Source organism: Phenylobacterium sp., assembly GCF_024508875.1.
Taxonomy (GTDB): Bacteria; Pseudomonadota; Alphaproteobacteria; order Caulobacterales; family Caulobacteraceae; genus Phenylobacterium.
Window position 1 is genome coordinate 1 of record NZ_JANINU010000347.1, and the last position, 16,555, is coordinate 16,555.

Consider the following 16,555-nt stretch of genomic DNA (forward strand, 5'->3'; position numbering starts at 1 on the left):
TTCGACCGCCAGGGCTACGCCAACCGCGCCACCAGCCAGGACGTCGAGGACATGGGTCTCTCGGGCGAGCTGAATTGGAACCTCGGCTCGGGCATGAAGCTCACCGCCATCACCGCGGTCCGCAACTGGCGCTCGGAGACGGGCCAGGATTCGGATTTCACGGCGGCGGACCTGGTGTACCGCCCGGCGGACGGTTCGAACTTCGTCGAGTTCGGACAGTTCAGCCAGGAGATCCGCCTGGCGGGTGAAGCCCTCGACGGCAAGCTCAACTGGCTGGTCGGCGGCTTCTACGCCCACGAGGACCTGAAGAGCCGTTCGGTCTTCAACTACGGCACGGACTACTACGCCTACTTCGCCGGCCGCGTGCTGGGCGGCGTCCCGGCGCTCATCGGCCTGACGCCGGGCTCGGTGCTGCAGACCGGCGCCGGTTCGGACGACCGCTACAAGCAGAAGGGCGACACCTTCGCGCTCTTCACCAACAACAGCTTCCAGATCACCGATGCGCTGGAGCTGACCGTCGGCCTGCGTTTCACGCGCGATGAGAAGACGCTGACGACCCAGTACACGACCACGGGCTCGACCTGCGACCAGGGCGAGGCGGCGTTCGGGAACCTCAGCCGCCTGCTGGGCGGCGCCACGGCCCAGACGATCGTCGGCGGCCTGTGCCTGAACTCCCAGAACAACGACTTCGACGCCCTGGGCAAATTCAAGCAGAAGAACACCGAGGACGAGTTCTCGGGCACGGCCAAGCTGGCCTACCGCTGGAACCGCGACGTGATGACCTATGCGTCCTACTCGCGGGGCTACAAGGCGGGCGGCTTCAACCTGGACCGCGAACAGCTCATCCGCGTGACCGCGGTCGGCCCCGACTTCACGGCGGACGGCGACACCGGCTTCAAGGGTGAGTTCGTGGACAGCTACGAGCTGGGCGCCAAGACGAGCTGGTTGGACCGGACGCTGCTGCTGAACGCGGCGGTGTTCTACCAGAAGTTCACCGACTTCCAGCTCAACACCTTCGTCGGCACGGCCTTCGTCGTGGAAACCCTGCCGAAGGTGGTCTCGAAGGGTGTGGACCTGGACTTCATCTACCTGCCGCCGATCGACGGTCTGACGTTCCAGGGCGGCGTGACCTACGCCGAGACCGAGATCGGCAAGTTCACGGCCTCGGACCTGATCAACCCGACCCGCTTCAACAGCCTGCGCCGCCTGCCCGGCGCGCGGCTGTCGTTCGCGCCGCTGTGGTCGGCCTCGCTGGCCGGCACCTACCAGCGTGAGCTGAGCAACGGCCTGGTCTTCAAGGCCAACCTCTCCGGCAAGTTCACGTCGAGCTACAACACCGGCTCCGACCTGCATCCCTCCAAGCTGCAGGACGAAATGGTGCTGGTGAACGGCCGTGTGGGCCTGGGCTCGAAGGACGAGCGGTGGACCGTCGAAGTCTGGTCGAACAACCTCTTCGACAAGGACTATGTGCAGGTCGGCTTCAACGGCCCGTTCCAGGTGGACGAGAACAACGACGCCGTCAGCGTCTACGACGCCTTCCTGGGCGCGCCGCGGACGTACGGTGTGACGCTGCGCCTGAAGTACTGATCGCCCGGACAATCCGCGCGAACGAGGGGCGGCCCGGAGCGATCCGGGCCGCCCTTTCTCGTCGAGCTCAGTCGCGGCGCTGGTTGCTGACGGGCGCGGTGGGATCCGGGGCTGCCGGCGGCGTGTAGCTCGGAAGCGGCGTGGGCTCGGGAACGACCACGCGCGACGGCGGTGTTGGCAACGAGATCGCCGGCTCGGCGACACCGGTCTCGGCGGCCGGCGCCGGCAGGTCGATCTTCTGCGGGCTGGCCGATGTGCGAGCGAGCGGCCTCGACGCGACCTGCGGGCGGGGCGGCGAGTTGGCTGGAGCGACGGCCGTGGCGGGTGGAGCGGGGACGGGCGAGACGGTCTCAGGCGCGGGGGGCTGAGGCGCGGCGGGTGCGGCGATGACCGCCGCGGGCTGCGAAGCCGCCCTCTTCAGCGCCTCTTCCTGGCCCCGGTTGAGCGCATAGGCGATGCCGAGGATCGCGGCGAGACCTGCCGCCGTCGCGGCGATGGCCGGAACCGGAGACTTGCGCACGGTCTTGCGCGCCCCGCTGCCGAGCGGCTGCACGATGATGGGCGCGATCTCGACATAAGGTTCGGGCCGCGCTTCGGGCGTCGACGGCTCAACAGGCTGCGCCTCGGACGCCGGCGGGGCGGCGATATCGACCACGGGCGCGAGCGGAACGGCAGGCGCTGAAGGCTGGGGCGGCTGCGGTTGGGTTTGCGGCGCGGCGCGCGGCACGGCGCCGCCGCTTGCGAGGCCGGAAGATGCGACAGCGCCGGTCGGCCGCACGAAAGCCGGCGTTATAGTCGTCGCGGCCTGCGGCTTCGGCTCCAGGGCCGGCGCCGCCGGCTGACCCTTGGGCAGGGGTCCGACGCGAAACGGCGCCTGGGGCATCTTCGGCCACGCGCTATTGCGGGCGAAGGGGTTGTCGTCGTGTTCCGAAGCCATGCCTCACACTTCCGAGGGAGTTGGACAGCACTATGACGTGCGCCGGGATCTGCGCGCCATGACCCGGGCCATGTTGTGCGGGATCGCCGCCGCCTCGCGCACCGCCATCGCCAGCACGTGGTCCATGGGAGCCCGCTCCAGGCCCGTCCCGGTGCGGCAGCGCACGCCGTGCAGGCTCAGCAGGAGCCGTATGCGCGGCAGGTGATAGGCATCGCTGCAAGCGAGCACGAACGGATGGCCCCCAGCGTCGACGGCGCGCACGGCCGCCTCGACGTTGTCGAGCGTGGACAGGCTCTCCTCGTCCAGGACCAACCGATCCTCCGATACGCCCTCCCCGACCAGGACCTGCGCCATGATCGAAGCCTCCGACGGCGTGCCGGGCCGGCAGACGCCGCCGGAGCAGAGGACCGGCGCTGTGGGATACGACCGTGCAGCCTGGAGTCCGTAACCGATCCGCCGCAGCAAAGACGCCGAGGGCGCGCCGTCGGGGCGCACGACGGCGCCGAAGATGACGATGAGAGGCGGCGCGTTCACGCCCTAGGATGCGCCGCCAAGGCTCAGCCGTTCAACGGTGGATGATAGTTCTGGATCAGGTCCGCACGCTCGGCCTCGCGCACCGCCCGCGTCACGTTCAGACGGGTCAGCAGCGTCGCCTCGGCATATTTGCGCCGCGCGCGCTCGAGGTCGGAGCGCCAGGTTTGGCTGGCGAGGTTGTCGGTCTCGCCGGCGTAGACGACGTTCGGCCCCTCCTCCTTCAGCTCGGCGATGACGTAGTTGGCGCCGGCCGGCGGCAGAAACCGCTCTTCATCCAGCGGGCTGTAGCGGTAGCGCGCGCCGGAGGCCCCTGCGAGGTCGATCTGTCGGGTCACTCTCTCCACTCCTACGCAAGCGAGTCATTTCAGTCGGAATCCGTGATGCTTACCCGGCGGACTTGGACCAAAAATTGGCTGAGCGTGGCTGTAGCTGTGGTCGGCGCGCCGCGCTTGTGGAGGGAACAGCCTTCGCCATATGAGCGTTCGGGTCTCGGCTGTTGTTGGCCGGGCGCCATTGGACGGGGGAGCACGAACCGGAACGCGAAGGCTGGACAGCCGCCCCGACGCCCCGGACAACCCTCGTATGGAGAAGCCTGCGCACTTCGACATGCAGTCCGCGACGGATCGCCCCACGGCGATTCTGACCGGCGACTGGACGACCAACCTGCTCGGCGGGGCAGGTGAAGGGTTGGCGCGCGCCCTGCACAGCCAGCCCGGCGCGACCCTCGACCTAAACGGCGTGCGCCGCATGGACACCGCGGGCGCCTATGCGGTCATTCGCGCCGTCGGCGAGGGGTTCGCCCTCGACAAGGTCGCCGCACGGCCGGAGACGCGCCGCCTCCTCGAACTGGTGGACAACGCCGCGCGGGTGAAGCCGGTGGTCCGGGCCGAACCACGAGGCTTCCATAACCTCACCATCCGCATTGGCCGCGGTGTGGTCGACCTGGGCGTCGAGTTCCTCGACACCATGGGCTTCCTCGGCCACTTGCTCGTGGTGACGCTTCGAGCGTTGACCAACCTGTTCCGCGCGCCCCGAAAGGTCCGCTGGGCGCCGATCTTTACCCAGATGGAGCGGGCCGGCCTCGACGCGATCCCGATCGTAGCGATCACCACCTTCTTCATCGGAGCGGTCGTCGCCCTGCTGGGCGTGAACATGCTGCGGCAGTTCGGGGCCGAAGTGTTCGTCGTCGAACTGATCGGCGTTGCGATCCTGCGGGAGTTCAACATCGTGATCACGGCGGTGCTGCTGTCGGGCCGGTCGGCCTCCGCCTTCGCCGCCGAGTTGGGCTCGATGAAGATGCAGCAGGAGGTGGACGCGATGCAGGTGATGGGCGTCGATCCGTTCGAGGCGCTAGTGCTGCCGCGGTTCGTCGCCCTGCTGGTCACCATCCCGCTACTGACGTTCGTCGCCACCCTCGCCGGCCTGCTGGGCGGCCTGATGGTGACCTGGTCCACCCTGGGCCTCGGCCCCACATTCTTCCTGCAGCGCATCGTCGACAACGTCGGCGCGACCCACTTCTGGATCGCCTTGTCCAAGGCGCCGGTCATGGCCGGGGTCGTCGCGGGCATCGGCTGCCGGCAGGGCCTGCTGGTGGGCGGCGACGTGCAGTCGCTGGGACAACGGGTCACGGCGTCCGTCGTGCACGCGATCTTCGCGATCATCATGCTCGATGCCGTGTTCGCACTCATCTACATGCAGCTCGACCTATGAGCGACGCGCGCAAGGACTCCGCCGTCGGCGACGACGAGCTGCTGGCCCAGTCCGGCCCCGCCGTCGAGGTGCGGGGCCTGCGGTCGCAGTTCGGCGACCACGTGGTGCACGACAACCTCGACCTCACCGTGAAGCGCGGCGAGGTGCTGGGCGTGGTGGGTGGCTCGGGCACGGGCAAGTCGGTGCTGCTCAACACCATCATCGGCCTGCGCAGCCCCGACGCCGGGACGGTGACCGTGTTCGGCCAGGAGCTGAAGCGCGCCTCGCAGCGGCGCTGGAGCGCCCTGGAGCGTTCGTGGGGCGTGCTGTTCCAGGGGGGGGCGCTGTTCTCGAACCTGACCGTGCGGGAGAATGTGGCGGCCCCGATGTTCGAACATACCCGCCTGTCCCGCCGGGAGGCGCACGAGCTGGCTGACCTCAAGATCGCGATGGTGGGCCTCCGCCCGGAGGCGGGCTCGCTGAAGCCTGCCGAACTCTCGGGCGGCATGAAGAAACGCGCCAGCCTGGCGCGGGCGCTGGCGCTCGATCCCGAACTGCTGTTCCTCGACGAGCCCACGTCGGGTCTCGACCCGATCGGCGCGGCGGCCTTCGACGAGCTGATCCGAGACCTGGCCGACAGCCTGGACCTGACTGTCTTCATGATCACCCACGACCTCGATTCCCTCTACGAGATCACCGACCGGGTCGCCGTGCTGGCGGACAAGCACGTGGTCGCCACGGCTCCGGTTCGCGAGCTCGAGCGTTCGGATCATCCGTGGATCCGAGAATACTTCCTGGGCCCACGGGGCCGCGCGGCGCGGGACGCCCGAGCAGGGACGAAAGCCTGATGGAAAGAAACGCCAACTACGCCCTGGTGGGGCTTTCGACCCTGATCCTGACGGTGGCGCTGGTCGTCTTCGTCGTCTGGCTGGCGCGCCTGCGGATCAATGCCGAGTACGATCTCTACGACATCGTCTTCCAGGGCCCGGTCCGCGGGCTGAACGAGGGCGGCGAGGTCCACTTCAACGGCATCAAGGTTGGCGAGGTCACCAAGATCGCGCTGGACAAGTTCAACCCACGCAACGTGATCGCGCGGGTGCGGGTCACCGAAGACGTGCCGATCCGCGTGGACAGCTATGCGACGCTGGAGCCCCAGGGCATCACTGGCCTCAACTACATCCAGATCACCGCCGGCACCGGCACGCGCCCCCTGCTGAAGGAGGCGGACAAGCCGCGGTGCGAGCGCCTGGGGCTGGGACGGGACTGCATTCCGATCGTTCGCAGCCAGCGCAGCGCCATCTCCGACCTGCTGGAGGGTGGCGGCACGGTCCTGACCCGCACCATCGAGGCGCTGGACCGCGTGAACCGCGTCCTCTCCGATCAGAACATCAAGACCTTCTCGGCCTCGCTGTCGGACGCGCAGGCGTTCACGGCCGAGCTGCGGGAGCGCAAGGCGATAATCGCCGACGCCCAAAGCGCGCTGCAGCGGATCGACACCGCAGCCGACGAGATCGCCAAGCTGTCGGCGTCGACCCGCGGGGTGGTGGACGGCGACGGCAAGCGCGCGATCGCCAACCTCGCGGACGCCGCCGAGGAGGCCAAGGTCACGGCCAAGGACGCCCGGGCGATGATCGACCGCCTCCAGGGCCCGACCGCAGACTTCGCCACCAATGGCCTGCCTCAGATCACCGGCGCGGTGATCCAGTTGCAGGAGACCGCCCAGTCGCTGGAGCGGTTGATCAACGAGGTCCAGTCCAATCCGACCGGTACGCTCGGCAAGGGCAAGGCCGAGGAAGTGAAGGTGCCCCAATGACGCGACCCGCCACCCTCCTCCGCCTAGCCACGGTCGGCCTCTCGGCGCTGGCCCTGAGCGCCTGCGTCTCGCTGCTGCCCAAGAGCAAGCCGGCGCACCTCTACCGCTTCGGCCAAGCCGTCGCCGCGCAGGACGTGGAGGCGGCCGTCGGCAGCGTGGGGGTTTTCCGCACCAACGCGACCTTCCAGCGGGAGTCGGCTGGTGATCGGCTGCTGACGATCACCAGCGGCAAGGCTGCCTACGTGGCCGAGACCCGGTGGATCGCCCCCGCGGCGGTGCTGTGGGACGAGGCGGTGGTGGCCGCCTTCGACGCCGACCCGGGTCATGTGCGCCTCATCGCGCGCGGCGAACCGGGCGTCGCGCCCTACATCCTGCGCCTCGACGTGCGCAACTTCGAGGCCCACTACGAGCGCGGACCGAAGGCGCCGCCCACCGTCATCGTGCGCGTCCGCGCGGCGCTGACCAGCGGAACCGACCGAGGGCTGGTGGCGGAGAAGCTGTTCGAAAAGCGCGCGACGGCGGGCGACAACCGCGTCAGCGCCATCGTCCCGGCCTACGATCGGGCGGTGAAGGAGGTGCTGGGCGAGGTGGTCGCCTGGACCAACGAGAACGCCAAGCCGCCCGCTTAGGCGTCGAGACCCGCCTGCCGCTTGGCCGCCGTCACGGTGTTCTGCAGCAGGCAGGCGACGGTCATGGGGCCGACGCCCTTCGGCACCGGGGTGATCGCCCCCGCCACCTGCAGCGCTTCCTTGTAGTTCACGTCGCCGACCAGCTTGGTCTTGCCGAGCGCCGCCTGTTCCGGATTGTCGAACGGCACGCGGTTGATCCCCACGTCGATCACCGTCGCGCCCGGCTTGATCCAGTCGCCGCGCACCATGCGCGGCTGGCCGACCGCGGCGACAAGGATATCCGCCATGCGGCACACGCCGGCGAGATCCACCGTCTTCGAATGCGCCATGGTGACCGTGCAGTTGGCGGCCAGCAGCAGTTGCCCGATCGGCTTGCCGACCAGGCGCGAGCGGCCCAGGACCACCGCGTGCTTGCCGGTCAGATCGCCGAGGGTGTCGCGCAGCAGGACCATGCAGCCGACCGGCGTGCAGGCCGTCAGCGCAGGCAACCCTACGGCCAGACGCCCCGCGTTGACGACGTGCAGACCGTCCACGTCCTTGTCGGGATCGATCGCGTCGATGACGGGCTTCTCGTCCAGGTGTTTCGGCAGGGGAAGCTGCACCAGGATTCCATGGATCTTCGGGTCGGCGTTCAGCTCGTGCACGAGCTTCAGCAGCGTCTCCTGCGAGGTCTCGGCCGGAAGGCGATGGGTGACCGAGTGCATGCCGGCGGCCAGCGACTGTTCGCCCTTGGATTTGACGTAGGACTGGCTGGCGGGGTCGTCGCCGACCAGCACAACCGCCAAGCCCGGCTGAAGGCCATGTTCGGCGCGCAGCCGCGCGACCTCGGCCGTCACCTCCGCGCGCAGGCGTTCGGCGACGGGCAAGCCTTCGATGATCTTCGCTGTCATGGCGCGCTGCTAGCGCCTCAGGCGCGTCCGCGCAATCTCAGCCATGCCGCGACCGCCCAGGCATGGGCGTCATGGCGCAGGATCGCCAGCGCCTCGTGCGGATCCTTCCAGACCAGGGTGTGGTCGTCCTCGATCTTGAGGCCGGGCTCCTCGCCCTTCAGTTCGAGTGTGAAGAAGGTCGCCAGGTTGTTGAACGCCTCGCCGTCCGTGTTCACGAAGTACTGGTCCGCCGTCGCGTAGGCGCGCCCGACGGCGACGCTCAGGCCCGCCTCCTCGCCGTACTCGCGCACCACGGCCTCCTCGGCGACCTCGCCCGGATCGATGGCGCCGCCCGGCAGGTCGAACCAAGCGGTGTGATGCGGCTTCTCCACCCGCACCAGGGCGATGCGCCCGTCCCGCTCGACGATGCCGAAGGCCGCCGGTCGATCCCGATAGTCGCGGGCCGCCTCACGCTCGCCGAACTGCGGAGCCGCCATCAGTCGATTCCGTAGAGCGCGGGATAAGGATCGACCTTGCCGTCGAGCACGTCCTTCACCGCCACCGGCTTCCAGCCCACCTTCGAGTTCAGGCTCGCCCGCCAGGATTCGACGATCATATCGCGTAGTTCCGACGCGCCGACCGCGATCCGGTCGGTGGCCATGGCGGTTCCGCGAGGATCGCCCGGAGCCATGCCGCCGGCCTTCTCCATTTCGTAGAACGGGATCACCTGCTTGCCCGTCGCGCTGAGGTAATCGGAAACGCGCTGTTCGATAGGGCAGTTGCAGAGGCGCAGGGGCGCGACCTTGGCCGCCACCGCCGCAGGCTTCACCGTCGCCTGCACGAGGTCGCTCTCGAAGGGCCCGTGCAGCCGGGCCTTGGAGTAGCCGTTCGGGTTCGGGCCGTCGCCCCAGCCGTTGTAGTGGCTGGTGACGTGAAGCGGCTGGCTGCCGTCGCCGACGAAATGGCTGAGCTCGCCGATGGTCTTCAGGATCAGGCCTTCGCGGCGGATGCGGTCGGCGGTGAACCAGGCGCGGTTCTTCCGCCAGGCGGGATTGGCCTCGGCCGCCTTCAGGACGCGCCAATAGGCGAAGTCGCTGGTGAGCTGCTGGTAGCGGTCGAGGATCGAGTACGGGAGATAGCCGACCTTCCACTGGTCGAGCCCCGCGGCGCGCAGTTGGGTCTCAAAGTCGGCGCGCGTGGCGGCGAACGGCAGCATCGGCGGGCCGCCCAGCAGCTTGCCGTCCTCGTCCAGGTCGATGAAGTGGGCCGCATCGCGATCCTGGTCGTGCAGCTTGCCCGCCCCCTTCGACCGGTCGGGCTCGCGGGAGAGCTCGCCGATGTCGATCGACGCTTGTTTCGTGCGCAGGAACGCAGGCATCTCCGGCGGCAGGGCGCGGGCAGCGATCTCGCCCAGCATGCGGTGGCCGGTGTTGCCCCAGGCGAACAACGAGCTGGGGGCAGCGGCGACGACGGCGGCGAGCGCCAGGGCGGAAAGGCGTTTCATGCCCTGCTTTTCCCGCCCACCCGTGACAATGGCAAGACGCCGCGGCGGCCGGCGTCAGCGGATATCCAGCGCCTGCTCGACGCGCACCACCCACGCCTTCACGCGCGGATAGAGATCGAGGTCGAATCCGCCCTCGTGCGCCACCCGGGTGTAGGCCACCAGCGCCACGTCCGCGAGGGTCAGGGCTTCTCCGACAAGGAAGGGCGAGTCGGCGAGGCCGAGCTCGAGGCGCCGCAGCGCCCCGTTGCCGCGTTCGACGAGCCGCTCTTCGAGCTCGGCCACCGGCTTGCCGAGGTAGCGCACCTGGAACCGCGCCACCGCGACGTAGGGCTCATGACTGTACTGCTCCCAGAACAGCCATTCGAACATCCTCGCCCGGTCGTAGGCATCGGCCGGGATCAGGCTGGAGCCCTCGGCGAAATGCACGATGATGGCGTTGGACTGCGCCAGCGGCCGGCCGTCGCCCAGGATCACCGCGGGGACCTGCCCCGCGGGGTTCATCGCCATGTAGGCCTCGGTCCGCGACTCGCCGTTGAGGACGTTCGTCTCGATCCAGTCGTACTTCAGGCCCAGAAAATCGGCCGTCCACTTCACCTTCAGGCAGTTGCCCGAGATGCTGTCACCATAGATTTTCACGCCGCCGCCTCCGCTGTGTGGAGGTCGGCTTTGCGGCGGAATCCCTTCGCGATCAAGCGATAGCGGTTCACGTCTGATGTTAGGGAAACTCACAGCCCGCGACCAATCGACCTTCCGGGGTTGCCCCAGAGGACCTCAGCCGTTAGGACTCCGGCCACCAGTTCAACGACGAAGGAGGACGCCGTCCATGCGACGCCGCCTCGCCGCCCTGGCAGTGCTTTCCGCCATCGGTATCGCCTCCAACGCGCAAGCCGCGACGAACGATCCGGTTGGGGACCTGGTCTCCTCGATCATTTCGGGCGCCTTGCCGGGTTCGGCCGTCTTCAACGTGAAGGCCACGCTCTACCACGCCGGCGCCAAGGGCGTGGGCAGCCTGGACAGCCTCGGCTGCCGCGTGGTGCCGATGCGCACCCTGGCGGTCGACAAGACCATCATTCCGCGCCGCACCGTGGTCTTCATCAAGGAGACCGTGGGCCTGAAGATGCCCGACGGCCAGGCCCACGACGGCTACTGGTACGCTTCCGACATCGGCGGCGCGATCAAGGGCCAGCGCATCGACCTCTACACGGGCCACAACGCCGCCTCGATGAAGTCGATGCAGAAGCTCAACCTCAGCAACCTCACCGCCATCAAGGTCGGAAGCTTCACCGGCTGCCCGCCGAAGTGACGCCTTCCCTCCCCGGATGGGAGGGAAACCATGATCCACAAGCCCAACTTCTTCGTCCTTACCGGCGGCCCCGGTGTGGGCAAGACCACGCTCATCCGGCGCCTGGCGGCGATGGGCGAGCTTGTCGTCGAGGAGACCGCCCGCGCCGTGATCCGCGAGCAGGTCGAGTCCGGCGGCGACGGCGTGCCTTGGCGCGACAACGATCTCTACGTGCAGCTATGCGCCGAGCGCGACATTGCGATCTTCGACGGCCTGTCGAGCGAGCCGCGGCGCGTCTTCTTCGATCGCGGGATCATCGACAGCTATCGCGCCAACGGCTCGGCGCCCTCCCCGGCCTTGCTCGAAGCGATCCGGACGCGGCGGTACAACCGCAAGGTCTTCCTGTTTCCGCCGTGGCGGGAGATCTACGACACGGACGACGAGCGCCGCCAAGCCTGGCCGGAGGCGGAGCGCACGTTCGACCTCATCAGGCAGGCGCTCGCCGAGCTGGATTACGAGGCCGTCGTGACGCCCCGGGACAGCGTGGAGCGACGCGCCTCGTTCGTCTTGCGGGCTGCGGCGGACGCCGGGTGATCCGCCTCAGGCGAGGAGATGCATCACGGCCAGGCCCAGGCCACCCCAAAGGCCGAGCGAGACGGCGAGGCCGATCGCCAGGCCGACGCCGCGCGGCAGCGGCCGCACGTCCCGCCGGGACTGCTCCGGGGCGGCCTCCCGCAGCGGCAGCGCCTGGGCGCGTTCAAGTTGCTGCGACCAGGTCATTCCACCGGCTCCGAAGGCGCGCCGAGGTGGGCGAGGCTGAACACCCATTGCTTCTCGGCGCGACCGCGGAGCGAGAGGCGACCGATCTCGGCGAGGCCGCACGCTTCGGGCAGTTGGCGCGCGGTCGCTTCCCCGATCAGCAGCGGGATGTCGTAGATCCGGCATAGTCCCTCGATGCGCGAGGCGACGTTTACAGGGTCGCCCAGCACCGAATAATCAAACCGTCGGCGGCTCCCGAGGTTGCCGACAATGCACTCGCCAGAGTTGATTCCGATGCCAATCTGGATAGGCGGCATGTCCCGCTCCCCGGCGAAGGCGGCCCGGACGCGACGGTCGATGCCGTCCATCGCCTCGAGCATGGCCTTTGCCGCCTCGAAGGCGTGACGGGCGTGATCGGCGTCGACGTCCGGCGCCCCCCAGAAGGCCATGACGCAGTCGCCCATGTACTTGTCGATGGTGCCGCCGTGGGCGAGTACGATGTCGGTGATCGGCTCGAGAAACGCGTTCACCAGCTCGTTCAGGCGTCGCGGATTGTCCTTCAGGCTCTCCGCCAGCGTGGTGAAGCCGCGCAGGTCGGCGAACAGGACCGTGACCTCGCGGGTCTCGCCGCCCAGGCTCAGCCCCGTGGGATCGGCCATCAGGCGTTCGACCAGTTGCGGCGAGATATATTGCGAGAACGCCCGCTCCATCTGCTGGCCGCGGAGTTCGGCGGCGCGGAGCTGAGCGGCGATGTCGCAATCCGGCTGCGGCGCATCGAGCGACGGCAGCACTTCTCCGCCGCAGTCGGCGCCCGCGCAGGCAGCCGAAGCCACCGTACCGCAGCGCAGCGCCCTGTCAGACGCGGTGGCGCACCCCTCTCGGGCTTCGCGCTGAACGTGGCCAGCGCCCAGCCAGGCGGCGAGCTGGCTCAGGATGCTCCTTGGGCGATGGGTAGCGTCGAAGTAGATGGCGGACATGGTCGTTCCTCCCGGCCATGTTCGACAGTCTCACAACCCACGTATGGTTAAAATTTCGGAGCAACCCCTAAGTAGATTCGCTTATGTGGAATCACGGCGACTCCGCCTTAGCGGCTTGGTGATGGCGCCATGCTAAGCGCCGCCTTCAGGTCTCGACGAAAGCCCTTTCCAGCACGAAGTCTCCCGGCTGGGCTATGGAACCTTCTACATAGCCAAGGTCGATGAGTTGTTGCTTGAGGTCGACCAGCACCGACGGCCCGCCGCAGAGCATCACGCGGTCCTCCGCCGGATTGAAGGACGGCAGGCCGAGATCCTGGAACAGCTTCCCCGAAGCGATCAGGTCGGTGATCCGACCCTGGGTGCGGAAGGCTTCGCGGGTCACGGTCGGATAGTACTTCAGCTTGTCGCCGATCAGTTCGCCCAGGATTTCGTCCTTCGGCAATTCGTCGAACAGTTCGGCATAGTTCAGGTCCTGCACCTCACGCACCGTGTGCGTGACCACCACCGTCTCGAAGCGCTCGTAGACCTCGGGATCTCGGGCTAGCGACAGCCACGGCGCGAGCCCTGTACCGGTGCCCAGCATATAGAGGCGCTTGCCCGGCTTGAGGCCGTCCAGGACCAGCGTGCCGGTCGGCTTGCGACCGATCAGCACCTGGTCGCCCACCTTGATGTTCTGCAGCCGCGAGGTCAGCGGGCCGTCGGGCACCTTGATCGAGTAGAACTCCAGCTCCTCGTGCCACGAGGGTGAGGCGATGGAATAGGCGCGGACCAGCGGCTTGCCGTCCTCCTTTTGCAGACCGACCATCACGAACTGGCCGCTGGAGAAGCGGAGCGCGGGATCGCGTGTGCAGCGGAACGAGAACAGCGTGTCTGTCCAGTGATGGACCCACGTCACGGTCTCGACGAAGAAGGCGCCGGACGCCTTCAGTCCGGCGGAGGCGGCCGGCTGGGCCAGGGTCACGTCGTTCATTCCTGAATAGCCTCAGATATCGCCGCCGACGTTGTCAGGCGTCCCCGGCGCACGCGCCAGATGGATGCCGCATTCGGTCTTGTCCATACCCTTCCAGCGTCCGGCCCGGACATCCTCGCCCTCCTCGGCCGGCTGGGTGCAGGGCCAGCAGCCGATGGACGGGAAGCCCTGGGCCACCAGCGGATGGACCGGCAGGTCGTGCTCGGCGGCGTAGGCGTCGAGGTCGGCCTTGCCCCAGTTGGCCAGGGGATTGAACTTGATCTTGCCTTCGGACTGCTCGACCACGGGCAGGTTCAGGCGGTCGCCGCCGTGGAAGCGCTTGCGGCCGGTGATCCAGGCGTCGAACTCGCCCAGCGCCTTGTCCAGCGGGATGACCTTGCGGATCTCGCAGCAGGCGTCGGTGTCGGTCTGCCAGAGCTTGGCCTGCGGATCGGCGGTGGCCAGGTCCTGGTACGCCGGACGCAGGTCCCGCACGTTCGTCAGGCCAAGGCGCGCGGCCAGGTTCTGCCGGTAATCCAGCGTCTGGCCGAACAGCATGCCGGTGTCGAGGAACAGCACCGCGATGTCCGGCTTCACCTTGGCGGCGATGTCCAGCAGCACCGCGCTCTCGGCCCCAAAGGACGAGACCAGCGCCAGCTTGTCGCCGAAGCTCTCAACCGCGGCCTCCAGGATGGTGCGCGGGTGAGCGTGGCGCAGCTCGGCGTCGAGCCGCAACGCCACCGGATTCCGAGCCAGGGAATCGAAGGCCATCGCTCAGCCCTCCCGCTCGACGAACGCCGGCTCGCGCCCGTCGGCCGAGCGTTGATAGACGTGGCGGTAGCGCCGCACGGCGGCCTGCCACTCGTTGGCGCTGGCGTCATCGGCCGGCTCGAAGGCGTCGAAGCCCACGCGGACCATCAGGTGCGCTTGCTCACGCAGAACGTCGCCCACGGCGCGGACCTGCCCCCCGAACTTGAACCGCTCGCGCAGCAGCCGAGCGTTCGTGTAGGCCCGTCCGTCCCGATACTTCGGAAAGTTCAGCGCCACCAAGCCAACCACGGCAAGTCGCGGCAGGTCGTAGGCCAGCGCCTCGACCTCTTCGTCGGCCTCCAGCTTCACGCCTACGCGTCGGCCCTCCGACAGCAGGGCGTCCCCCTCGGCTTGAAAGCGGTTCAGCGAGATGATCACGTCCCCCGGCGGCAGCGCCTCGTCATCCGCCACGTGGGTGAACGGGTCGTCGAGCGCGCGACAGACGCCGTCCTTCAGCTCAATGAGCGTCGGCATAGACAGCCTCCTTGAAGGGGGTGACGCCGGTGCGGCGGAAGGTGTCGAGGAACCGCTCACCAGCCTGGCGCTCGCGCAGATAGACATCGACGAGCGTGTCCACGGCGTCGGCCACCTTGTCGTAGGGCAGCGCCGGGCCGAGCATCGACCCCACCGCGGCGTCCTCGGCGCCCGAGCCGCCCAGCGTGAGCTGGTAGAATTCCTCGCCCTTCTTATCGACGCCCAGGATGCCGATGTGGCCCACGTGGTGGTGCCCGCAGGCGTTGATGCAGCCGCTGATCTTGATCTTCAGCTCGCCCACCGCCTCGGCACGGTCCTCGTCGCTGAACTTGCCGGCGATCTGCTGGGCGATCGGGATCGCCCTCGCGTTGGCCAGGGCGCAGTAGTCGAGGCCCGGGCAGGCGATGATGTCGCTCACCAGGTTGATGTTCGGCGTCGCGATCCCAGCGGCCTTCAGCCCCGCCCAGACGGCCGGCACATCGTCCAGCTTCACGTGCGGCAGGACCAGGTTCTGCTCGTGGGTCACGCGGATGTCGGACAGGCCGTACTGCTCGGCGAGGTCGGCCACGGCCTCCATCTGCTCGGACGTGGCGTCGCCCGGCGTGTCGCCGATGCCCTTCAGGCTGATCTCGACGATACCATAGCCGGCCTTCTTGTGCGGCTTGACGTTGTTGCGCACGAAGCGCGCGAACGCCGGGTTCGCGGCCTTGGCCGCCTCGAACGCTTCGGACTGGGCCGGAAGGGTCGCGAAGGCGGTCTGCGCGAAGGCTCCGCGGATGCGCGCCAGCTCGGTGTCGGGCAGGTCCGGCGCATCGCCGATCTTCGTCCACTCGGCCTCCACCTGCCGGGCGAACTCGTCCTTCCCAAGGGCGGCGACCAGGATCTTGATCCGGGCCTTGTAGATATTGTCCCGCCGACCGTGGCGATTGTACACGCGCAGGATCGCCTCAAGATACGAGAGCAGCCGGTTGACCGGCAGGAACTCCTTGATCGTCGGGCCCACGTAGGGCGTGCGGCCCATGCCCCCGCCCACGATCACCTCGAAGCCCAGAGCCCCGTCGCGAGCCCGCTTCAGCACCAGACCGATGTCGTGCACCCGCGCCGCGGTGCGGTCCTTCGGCGCGGCGGTGATCGCGATCTTGAACTTGCGCGGCAGGAAGGAGAATTCCGGGTGGAAGGTCGACCATTGGCGGATCGCCTCGGCCCACACGCGGGGATCGTCCACCTCCTCGGCGGTCGCGCCCGCGTAGGGGTCGGTCGTGGTGTTGCGGATGCAGTTCCCGGAGGTCTGGATGGCGTGCATGTCGACGCTGGCCAGGTGATCCAGGATGTCGGGCGCGTCGGCCAGCTTGATCCAATGGAACTGCAGGTTCGTGCGCGTCGTGAAGTGGCCGTAGCCCTTGTCGTACGTGCGGCCGATCCAAGCCAGCTTGCGAAGCTGCGCCGGGTTCAGCGAGCCGTAGGGGATCGCAACCCGCAGCATGTAGGCATGGAGCTGCAGGTAGAGGCCGTTCATCAGGCGCAGCGGCTTGAACTGGTCTTCCGTCAGCTCGCCCGCCAGACGGCGCGCCACCTGTCCGCGGAACTCGGCCGAGCGGTCGGCGAGCATCGCCTTGTCGATGGTGTCGTACTGGTACATGCGCCTACTTCCGCTTGATCAGGTTGACGCGGCCGGTGGAGCGGGCCGCGCCGTGGGCGTGCTGCAGCGCCTCGATCACCGCCCCGCCCTCGGCCTGCTTGCC

At 68.3% G+C, this 16,555-nt stretch carries 20 protein-coding genes and 1 pseudogene; 7 read left to right on the top strand and 14 right to left on the bottom strand.

All coding sequences use genetic code 11. The features are described from left to right. Positions 1 to 1,587, top strand: a 1,587-nt coding sequence (locus Q0L11_RS23200; RefSeq protein WP_296600482.1) for a TonB-dependent receptor, incomplete at its 5' end; no start/stop codon positions are given. Between the two features lie 67 nt (positions 1,588 to 1,654). Here the strand turns inward: Q0L11_RS23200 and Q0L11_RS23205 are convergent. Genes Q0L11_RS23205 through Q0L11_RS23215 form a run of 3 tightly spaced genes read right to left on the bottom strand, consistent with a single transcriptional unit; the run spans position 1,655 to position 3,393 of the window. Then, a complete protein-coding gene (locus Q0L11_RS23205; RefSeq protein ID WP_296600484.1) occupies positions 1,655 to 2,524 on the bottom strand; it encodes a hypothetical protein in 870 nt (289 codons plus the stop codon). Positions 2,525 to 2,554: 30 nt separating this feature from the next. Beyond that, positions 2,555 to 3,058 (bottom strand): YdcF family protein, encoded by a 504-nt coding sequence (locus tag Q0L11_RS23210; protein ID WP_296600485.1) that lies wholly within the window; start codon positions 3,056 to 3,058, stop codon positions 2,555 to 2,557. A 23-nt stretch (positions 3,059 to 3,081) separates the two neighbouring features. Beyond that, positions 3,082 to 3,393, bottom strand: coding sequence for a hypothetical protein (locus tag Q0L11_RS23215; protein ID WP_296600487.1), 312 nt, complete (start codon positions 3,391 to 3,393; stop codon positions 3,082 to 3,084). Between the two features lie 247 nt (positions 3,394 to 3,640). Between Q0L11_RS23215 and Q0L11_RS23220 the strand changes: the two genes are divergently transcribed. The 4 genes from Q0L11_RS23220 to Q0L11_RS23235 are packed head-to-tail and all read left to right on the top strand — an operon-like array spanning position 3,641 to position 7,189. Then, positions 3,641 to 4,768 (top strand): ABC transporter permease, encoded by a 1,128-nt coding sequence (locus Q0L11_RS23220; RefSeq protein WP_296600488.1) that lies wholly within the window; start codon positions 3,641 to 3,643, stop codon positions 4,766 to 4,768. Beyond that, positions 4,765 to 5,595: an ABC transporter ATP-binding protein gene (locus tag Q0L11_RS23225; RefSeq protein ID WP_296600489.1), complete on the top strand. Its 831-nt coding sequence runs from the start codon at positions 4,765 to 4,767 to the stop codon at positions 5,593 to 5,595. The genes Q0L11_RS23220 and Q0L11_RS23225 overlap by 4 nt, the downstream gene beginning before the upstream one ends. Then, positions 5,595 to 6,560, top strand: a complete 966-nt coding sequence (locus tag Q0L11_RS23230; RefSeq protein ID WP_296600490.1) for an MlaD family protein — start codon at positions 5,595 to 5,597, stop codon at positions 6,558 to 6,560. The genes Q0L11_RS23225 and Q0L11_RS23230 overlap by 1 nt, the downstream gene beginning before the upstream one ends. Continuing rightward, positions 6,557 to 7,189 (top strand): ABC-type transport auxiliary lipoprotein family protein, encoded by a 633-nt coding sequence (locus Q0L11_RS23235; protein WP_296600491.1) that lies wholly within the window; start codon positions 6,557 to 6,559, stop codon positions 7,187 to 7,189. Before Q0L11_RS23230 ends, Q0L11_RS23235 begins: the two co-directional genes overlap by 4 nt. On the opposite strand, the gene folD is transcribed toward Q0L11_RS23235, so the two are convergent. The 4 genes from folD to Q0L11_RS23255 are packed head-to-tail and all read right to left on the bottom strand — an operon-like array spanning position 7,186 to position 10,198. Continuing rightward, positions 7,186 to 8,079: a bifunctional methylenetetrahydrofolate dehydrogenase/methenyltetrahydrofolate cyclohydrolase FolD gene (gene folD / locus Q0L11_RS23240; RefSeq protein ID WP_296600493.1), complete on the bottom strand. Its 894-nt coding sequence runs from the start codon at positions 8,077 to 8,079 to the stop codon at positions 7,186 to 7,188. The genes Q0L11_RS23235 and folD overlap by 4 nt on opposite strands. A gap of 17 nt (positions 8,080 to 8,096) precedes the next feature. Further along, positions 8,097 to 8,555: an NUDIX domain-containing protein gene (locus Q0L11_RS23245; protein WP_296600494.1), complete on the bottom strand. Its 459-nt coding sequence runs from the start codon at positions 8,553 to 8,555 to the stop codon at positions 8,097 to 8,099. After that, complete coding sequence (locus tag Q0L11_RS23250; protein ID WP_296600496.1) at positions 8,555 to 9,562, bottom strand: S1/P1 Nuclease; 1,008 nt, start codon at positions 9,560 to 9,562, stop codon at positions 8,555 to 8,557. The genes Q0L11_RS23245 and Q0L11_RS23250 overlap by 1 nt, the downstream gene beginning before the upstream one ends. Before the next feature lie 54 nt (positions 9,563 to 9,616). Further along, positions 9,617 to 10,198 carry a glutathione S-transferase family protein gene (locus tag Q0L11_RS23255; RefSeq protein WP_296600498.1) on the bottom strand — a complete coding sequence of 194 codons (582 nt, stop codon included), beginning with the start codon at positions 10,196 to 10,198 and terminating at the stop codon, positions 9,617 to 9,619. 187 nt (positions 10,199 to 10,385) lie between these two features. Here Q0L11_RS23255 and Q0L11_RS23260 point away from each other — a divergent pair, with 187 nt between their 5' ends. Together Q0L11_RS23260 and Q0L11_RS23265 are read left to right on the top strand one after the other, a co-directional pair. Beyond that, a complete protein-coding gene (locus Q0L11_RS23260; RefSeq protein WP_296600499.1) occupies positions 10,386 to 10,865 on the top strand; it encodes a 3D domain-containing protein in 480 nt (159 codons plus the stop codon). Positions 10,866 to 10,895: 30 nt separating this feature from the next. Beyond that, positions 10,896 to 11,438 (top strand): AAA family ATPase, encoded by a 543-nt coding sequence (locus Q0L11_RS23265; RefSeq protein ID WP_296600501.1) that lies wholly within the window; start codon positions 10,896 to 10,898, stop codon positions 11,436 to 11,438. A 6-nt stretch (positions 11,439 to 11,444) separates the two neighbouring features. Here the strand turns inward: Q0L11_RS23265 and Q0L11_RS23270 are convergent, their stop codons facing one another. The 7 genes and pseudogenes from Q0L11_RS23270 to Q0L11_RS23300 all read right to left on the bottom strand — a co-directional run. After that, the gene (locus Q0L11_RS23270; protein ID WP_296600502.1) at positions 11,445 to 11,624 is read right to left on the bottom strand and encodes a hypothetical protein; all 180 of its coding nucleotides are present in this window, start codon (positions 11,622 to 11,624) and stop codon (positions 11,445 to 11,447) included. Further along, on the bottom strand, positions 11,621 to 12,580 hold the full coding sequence (locus Q0L11_RS23275; RefSeq protein ID WP_296600504.1) for an adenylate/guanylate cyclase domain-containing protein: 960 nt from the start codon (positions 12,578 to 12,580) through the stop codon (positions 11,621 to 11,623). The genes Q0L11_RS23270 and Q0L11_RS23275 overlap by 4 nt, the downstream gene beginning before the upstream one ends. 145 nt (positions 12,581 to 12,725) lie before the next feature. After that, positions 12,726 to 13,550, bottom strand: a complete 825-nt coding sequence (locus Q0L11_RS23280) for a ferredoxin--NADP reductase (RefSeq protein WP_296600506.1) — start codon at positions 13,548 to 13,550, stop codon at positions 12,726 to 12,728. A gap of 12 nt (positions 13,551 to 13,562) precedes the next feature. Continuing rightward, positions 13,563 to 14,300 carry a phosphoadenylyl-sulfate reductase gene (locus Q0L11_RS23285; RefSeq protein ID WP_296600507.1) on the bottom strand — a complete coding sequence of 246 codons (738 nt, stop codon included), beginning with the start codon at positions 14,298 to 14,300 and terminating at the stop codon, positions 13,563 to 13,565. A 3-nt stretch (positions 14,301 to 14,303) separates the two neighbouring features. Next, entirely contained in the window at positions 14,304 to 14,813 is a 510-nt protein-coding gene (locus Q0L11_RS23290; protein WP_296600509.1) for a DUF934 domain-containing protein, read from the bottom strand. Next, the gene (locus Q0L11_RS23295; RefSeq protein WP_296600510.1) at positions 14,797 to 16,452 is read right to left on the bottom strand and encodes a nitrite/sulfite reductase; all 1,656 of its coding nucleotides are present in this window, start codon (positions 16,450 to 16,452) and stop codon (positions 14,797 to 14,799) included. The genes Q0L11_RS23290 and Q0L11_RS23295 overlap by 17 nt, the downstream gene beginning before the upstream one ends. Before the next feature lie 4 nt (positions 16,453 to 16,456). Next, positions 16,457 to 16,555, bottom strand: a pseudogene (locus tag Q0L11_RS23300) (DUF2849 domain-containing protein); the annotation flags it as partial.

What these genes read in the sequence shown, in the direction of transcription:
- Q0L11_RS23205 (WP_296600484.1), bottom strand. Translation starts at nt 2,524, where the DNA reads ATGGCTTCGGAACACGACGACAACCCCTTCGCCCGCAATAGCGCGTGG.
- Q0L11_RS23220 (WP_296600488.1), top strand. Translation starts at nt 3,641, where the DNA reads ATGGAGAAGCCTGCGCACTTCGACATGCAGTCCGCGACGGATCGCCCC.
- Q0L11_RS23225 (WP_296600489.1), top strand. Translation starts at nt 4,765, where the DNA reads ATGAGCGACGCGCGCAAGGACTCCGCCGTCGGCGACGACGAGCTGCTG.
- Q0L11_RS23230 (WP_296600490.1), top strand. Translation starts at nt 5,595, where the DNA reads ATGGAAAGAAACGCCAACTACGCCCTGGTGGGGCTTTCGACCCTGATC.
- Q0L11_RS23235 (WP_296600491.1), top strand. Translation starts at nt 6,557, where the DNA reads ATGACGCGACCCGCCACCCTCCTCCGCCTAGCCACGGTCGGCCTCTCG.
- folD (WP_296600493.1), bottom strand. Translation starts at nt 8,079, where the DNA reads ATGACAGCGAAGATCATCGAAGGCTTGCCCGTCGCCGAACGCCTGCGC.
- Q0L11_RS23245 (WP_296600494.1), bottom strand. Translation starts at nt 8,555, where the DNA reads ATGGCGGCTCCGCAGTTCGGCGAGCGTGAGGCGGCCCGCGACTATCGG.
- Q0L11_RS23250 (WP_296600496.1), bottom strand. Translation starts at nt 9,562, where the DNA reads ATGAAACGCCTTTCCGCCCTGGCGCTCGCCGCCGTCGTCGCCGCTGCC.
- Q0L11_RS23260 (WP_296600499.1), top strand. Translation starts at nt 10,386, where the DNA reads ATGCGACGCCGCCTCGCCGCCCTGGCAGTGCTTTCCGCCATCGGTATC.
- Q0L11_RS23265 (WP_296600501.1), top strand. Translation starts at nt 10,896, where the DNA reads ATGATCCACAAGCCCAACTTCTTCGTCCTTACCGGCGGCCCCGGTGTG.
- Q0L11_RS23270 (WP_296600502.1), bottom strand. Translation starts at nt 11,624, where the DNA reads ATGACCTGGTCGCAGCAACTTGAACGCGCCCAGGCGCTGCCGCTGCGG.
- Q0L11_RS23275 (WP_296600504.1), bottom strand. Translation starts at nt 12,580, where the DNA reads ATGTCCGCCATCTACTTCGACGCTACCCATCGCCCAAGGAGCATCCTG.
- Q0L11_RS23280 (WP_296600506.1), bottom strand. Translation starts at nt 13,550, where the DNA reads ATGAACGACGTGACCCTGGCCCAGCCGGCCGCCTCCGCCGGACTGAAG.
- Q0L11_RS23285 (WP_296600507.1), bottom strand. Translation starts at nt 14,300, where the DNA reads ATGGCCTTCGATTCCCTGGCTCGGAATCCGGTGGCGTTGCGGCTCGAC.
- Q0L11_RS23290 (WP_296600509.1), bottom strand. Translation starts at nt 14,813, where the DNA reads ATGCCGACGCTCATTGAGCTGAAGGACGGCGTCTGTCGCGCGCTCGAC.
- Q0L11_RS23295 (WP_296600510.1), bottom strand. Translation starts at nt 16,452, where the DNA reads ATGTACCAGTACGACACCATCGACAAGGCGATGCTCGCCGACCGCTCG.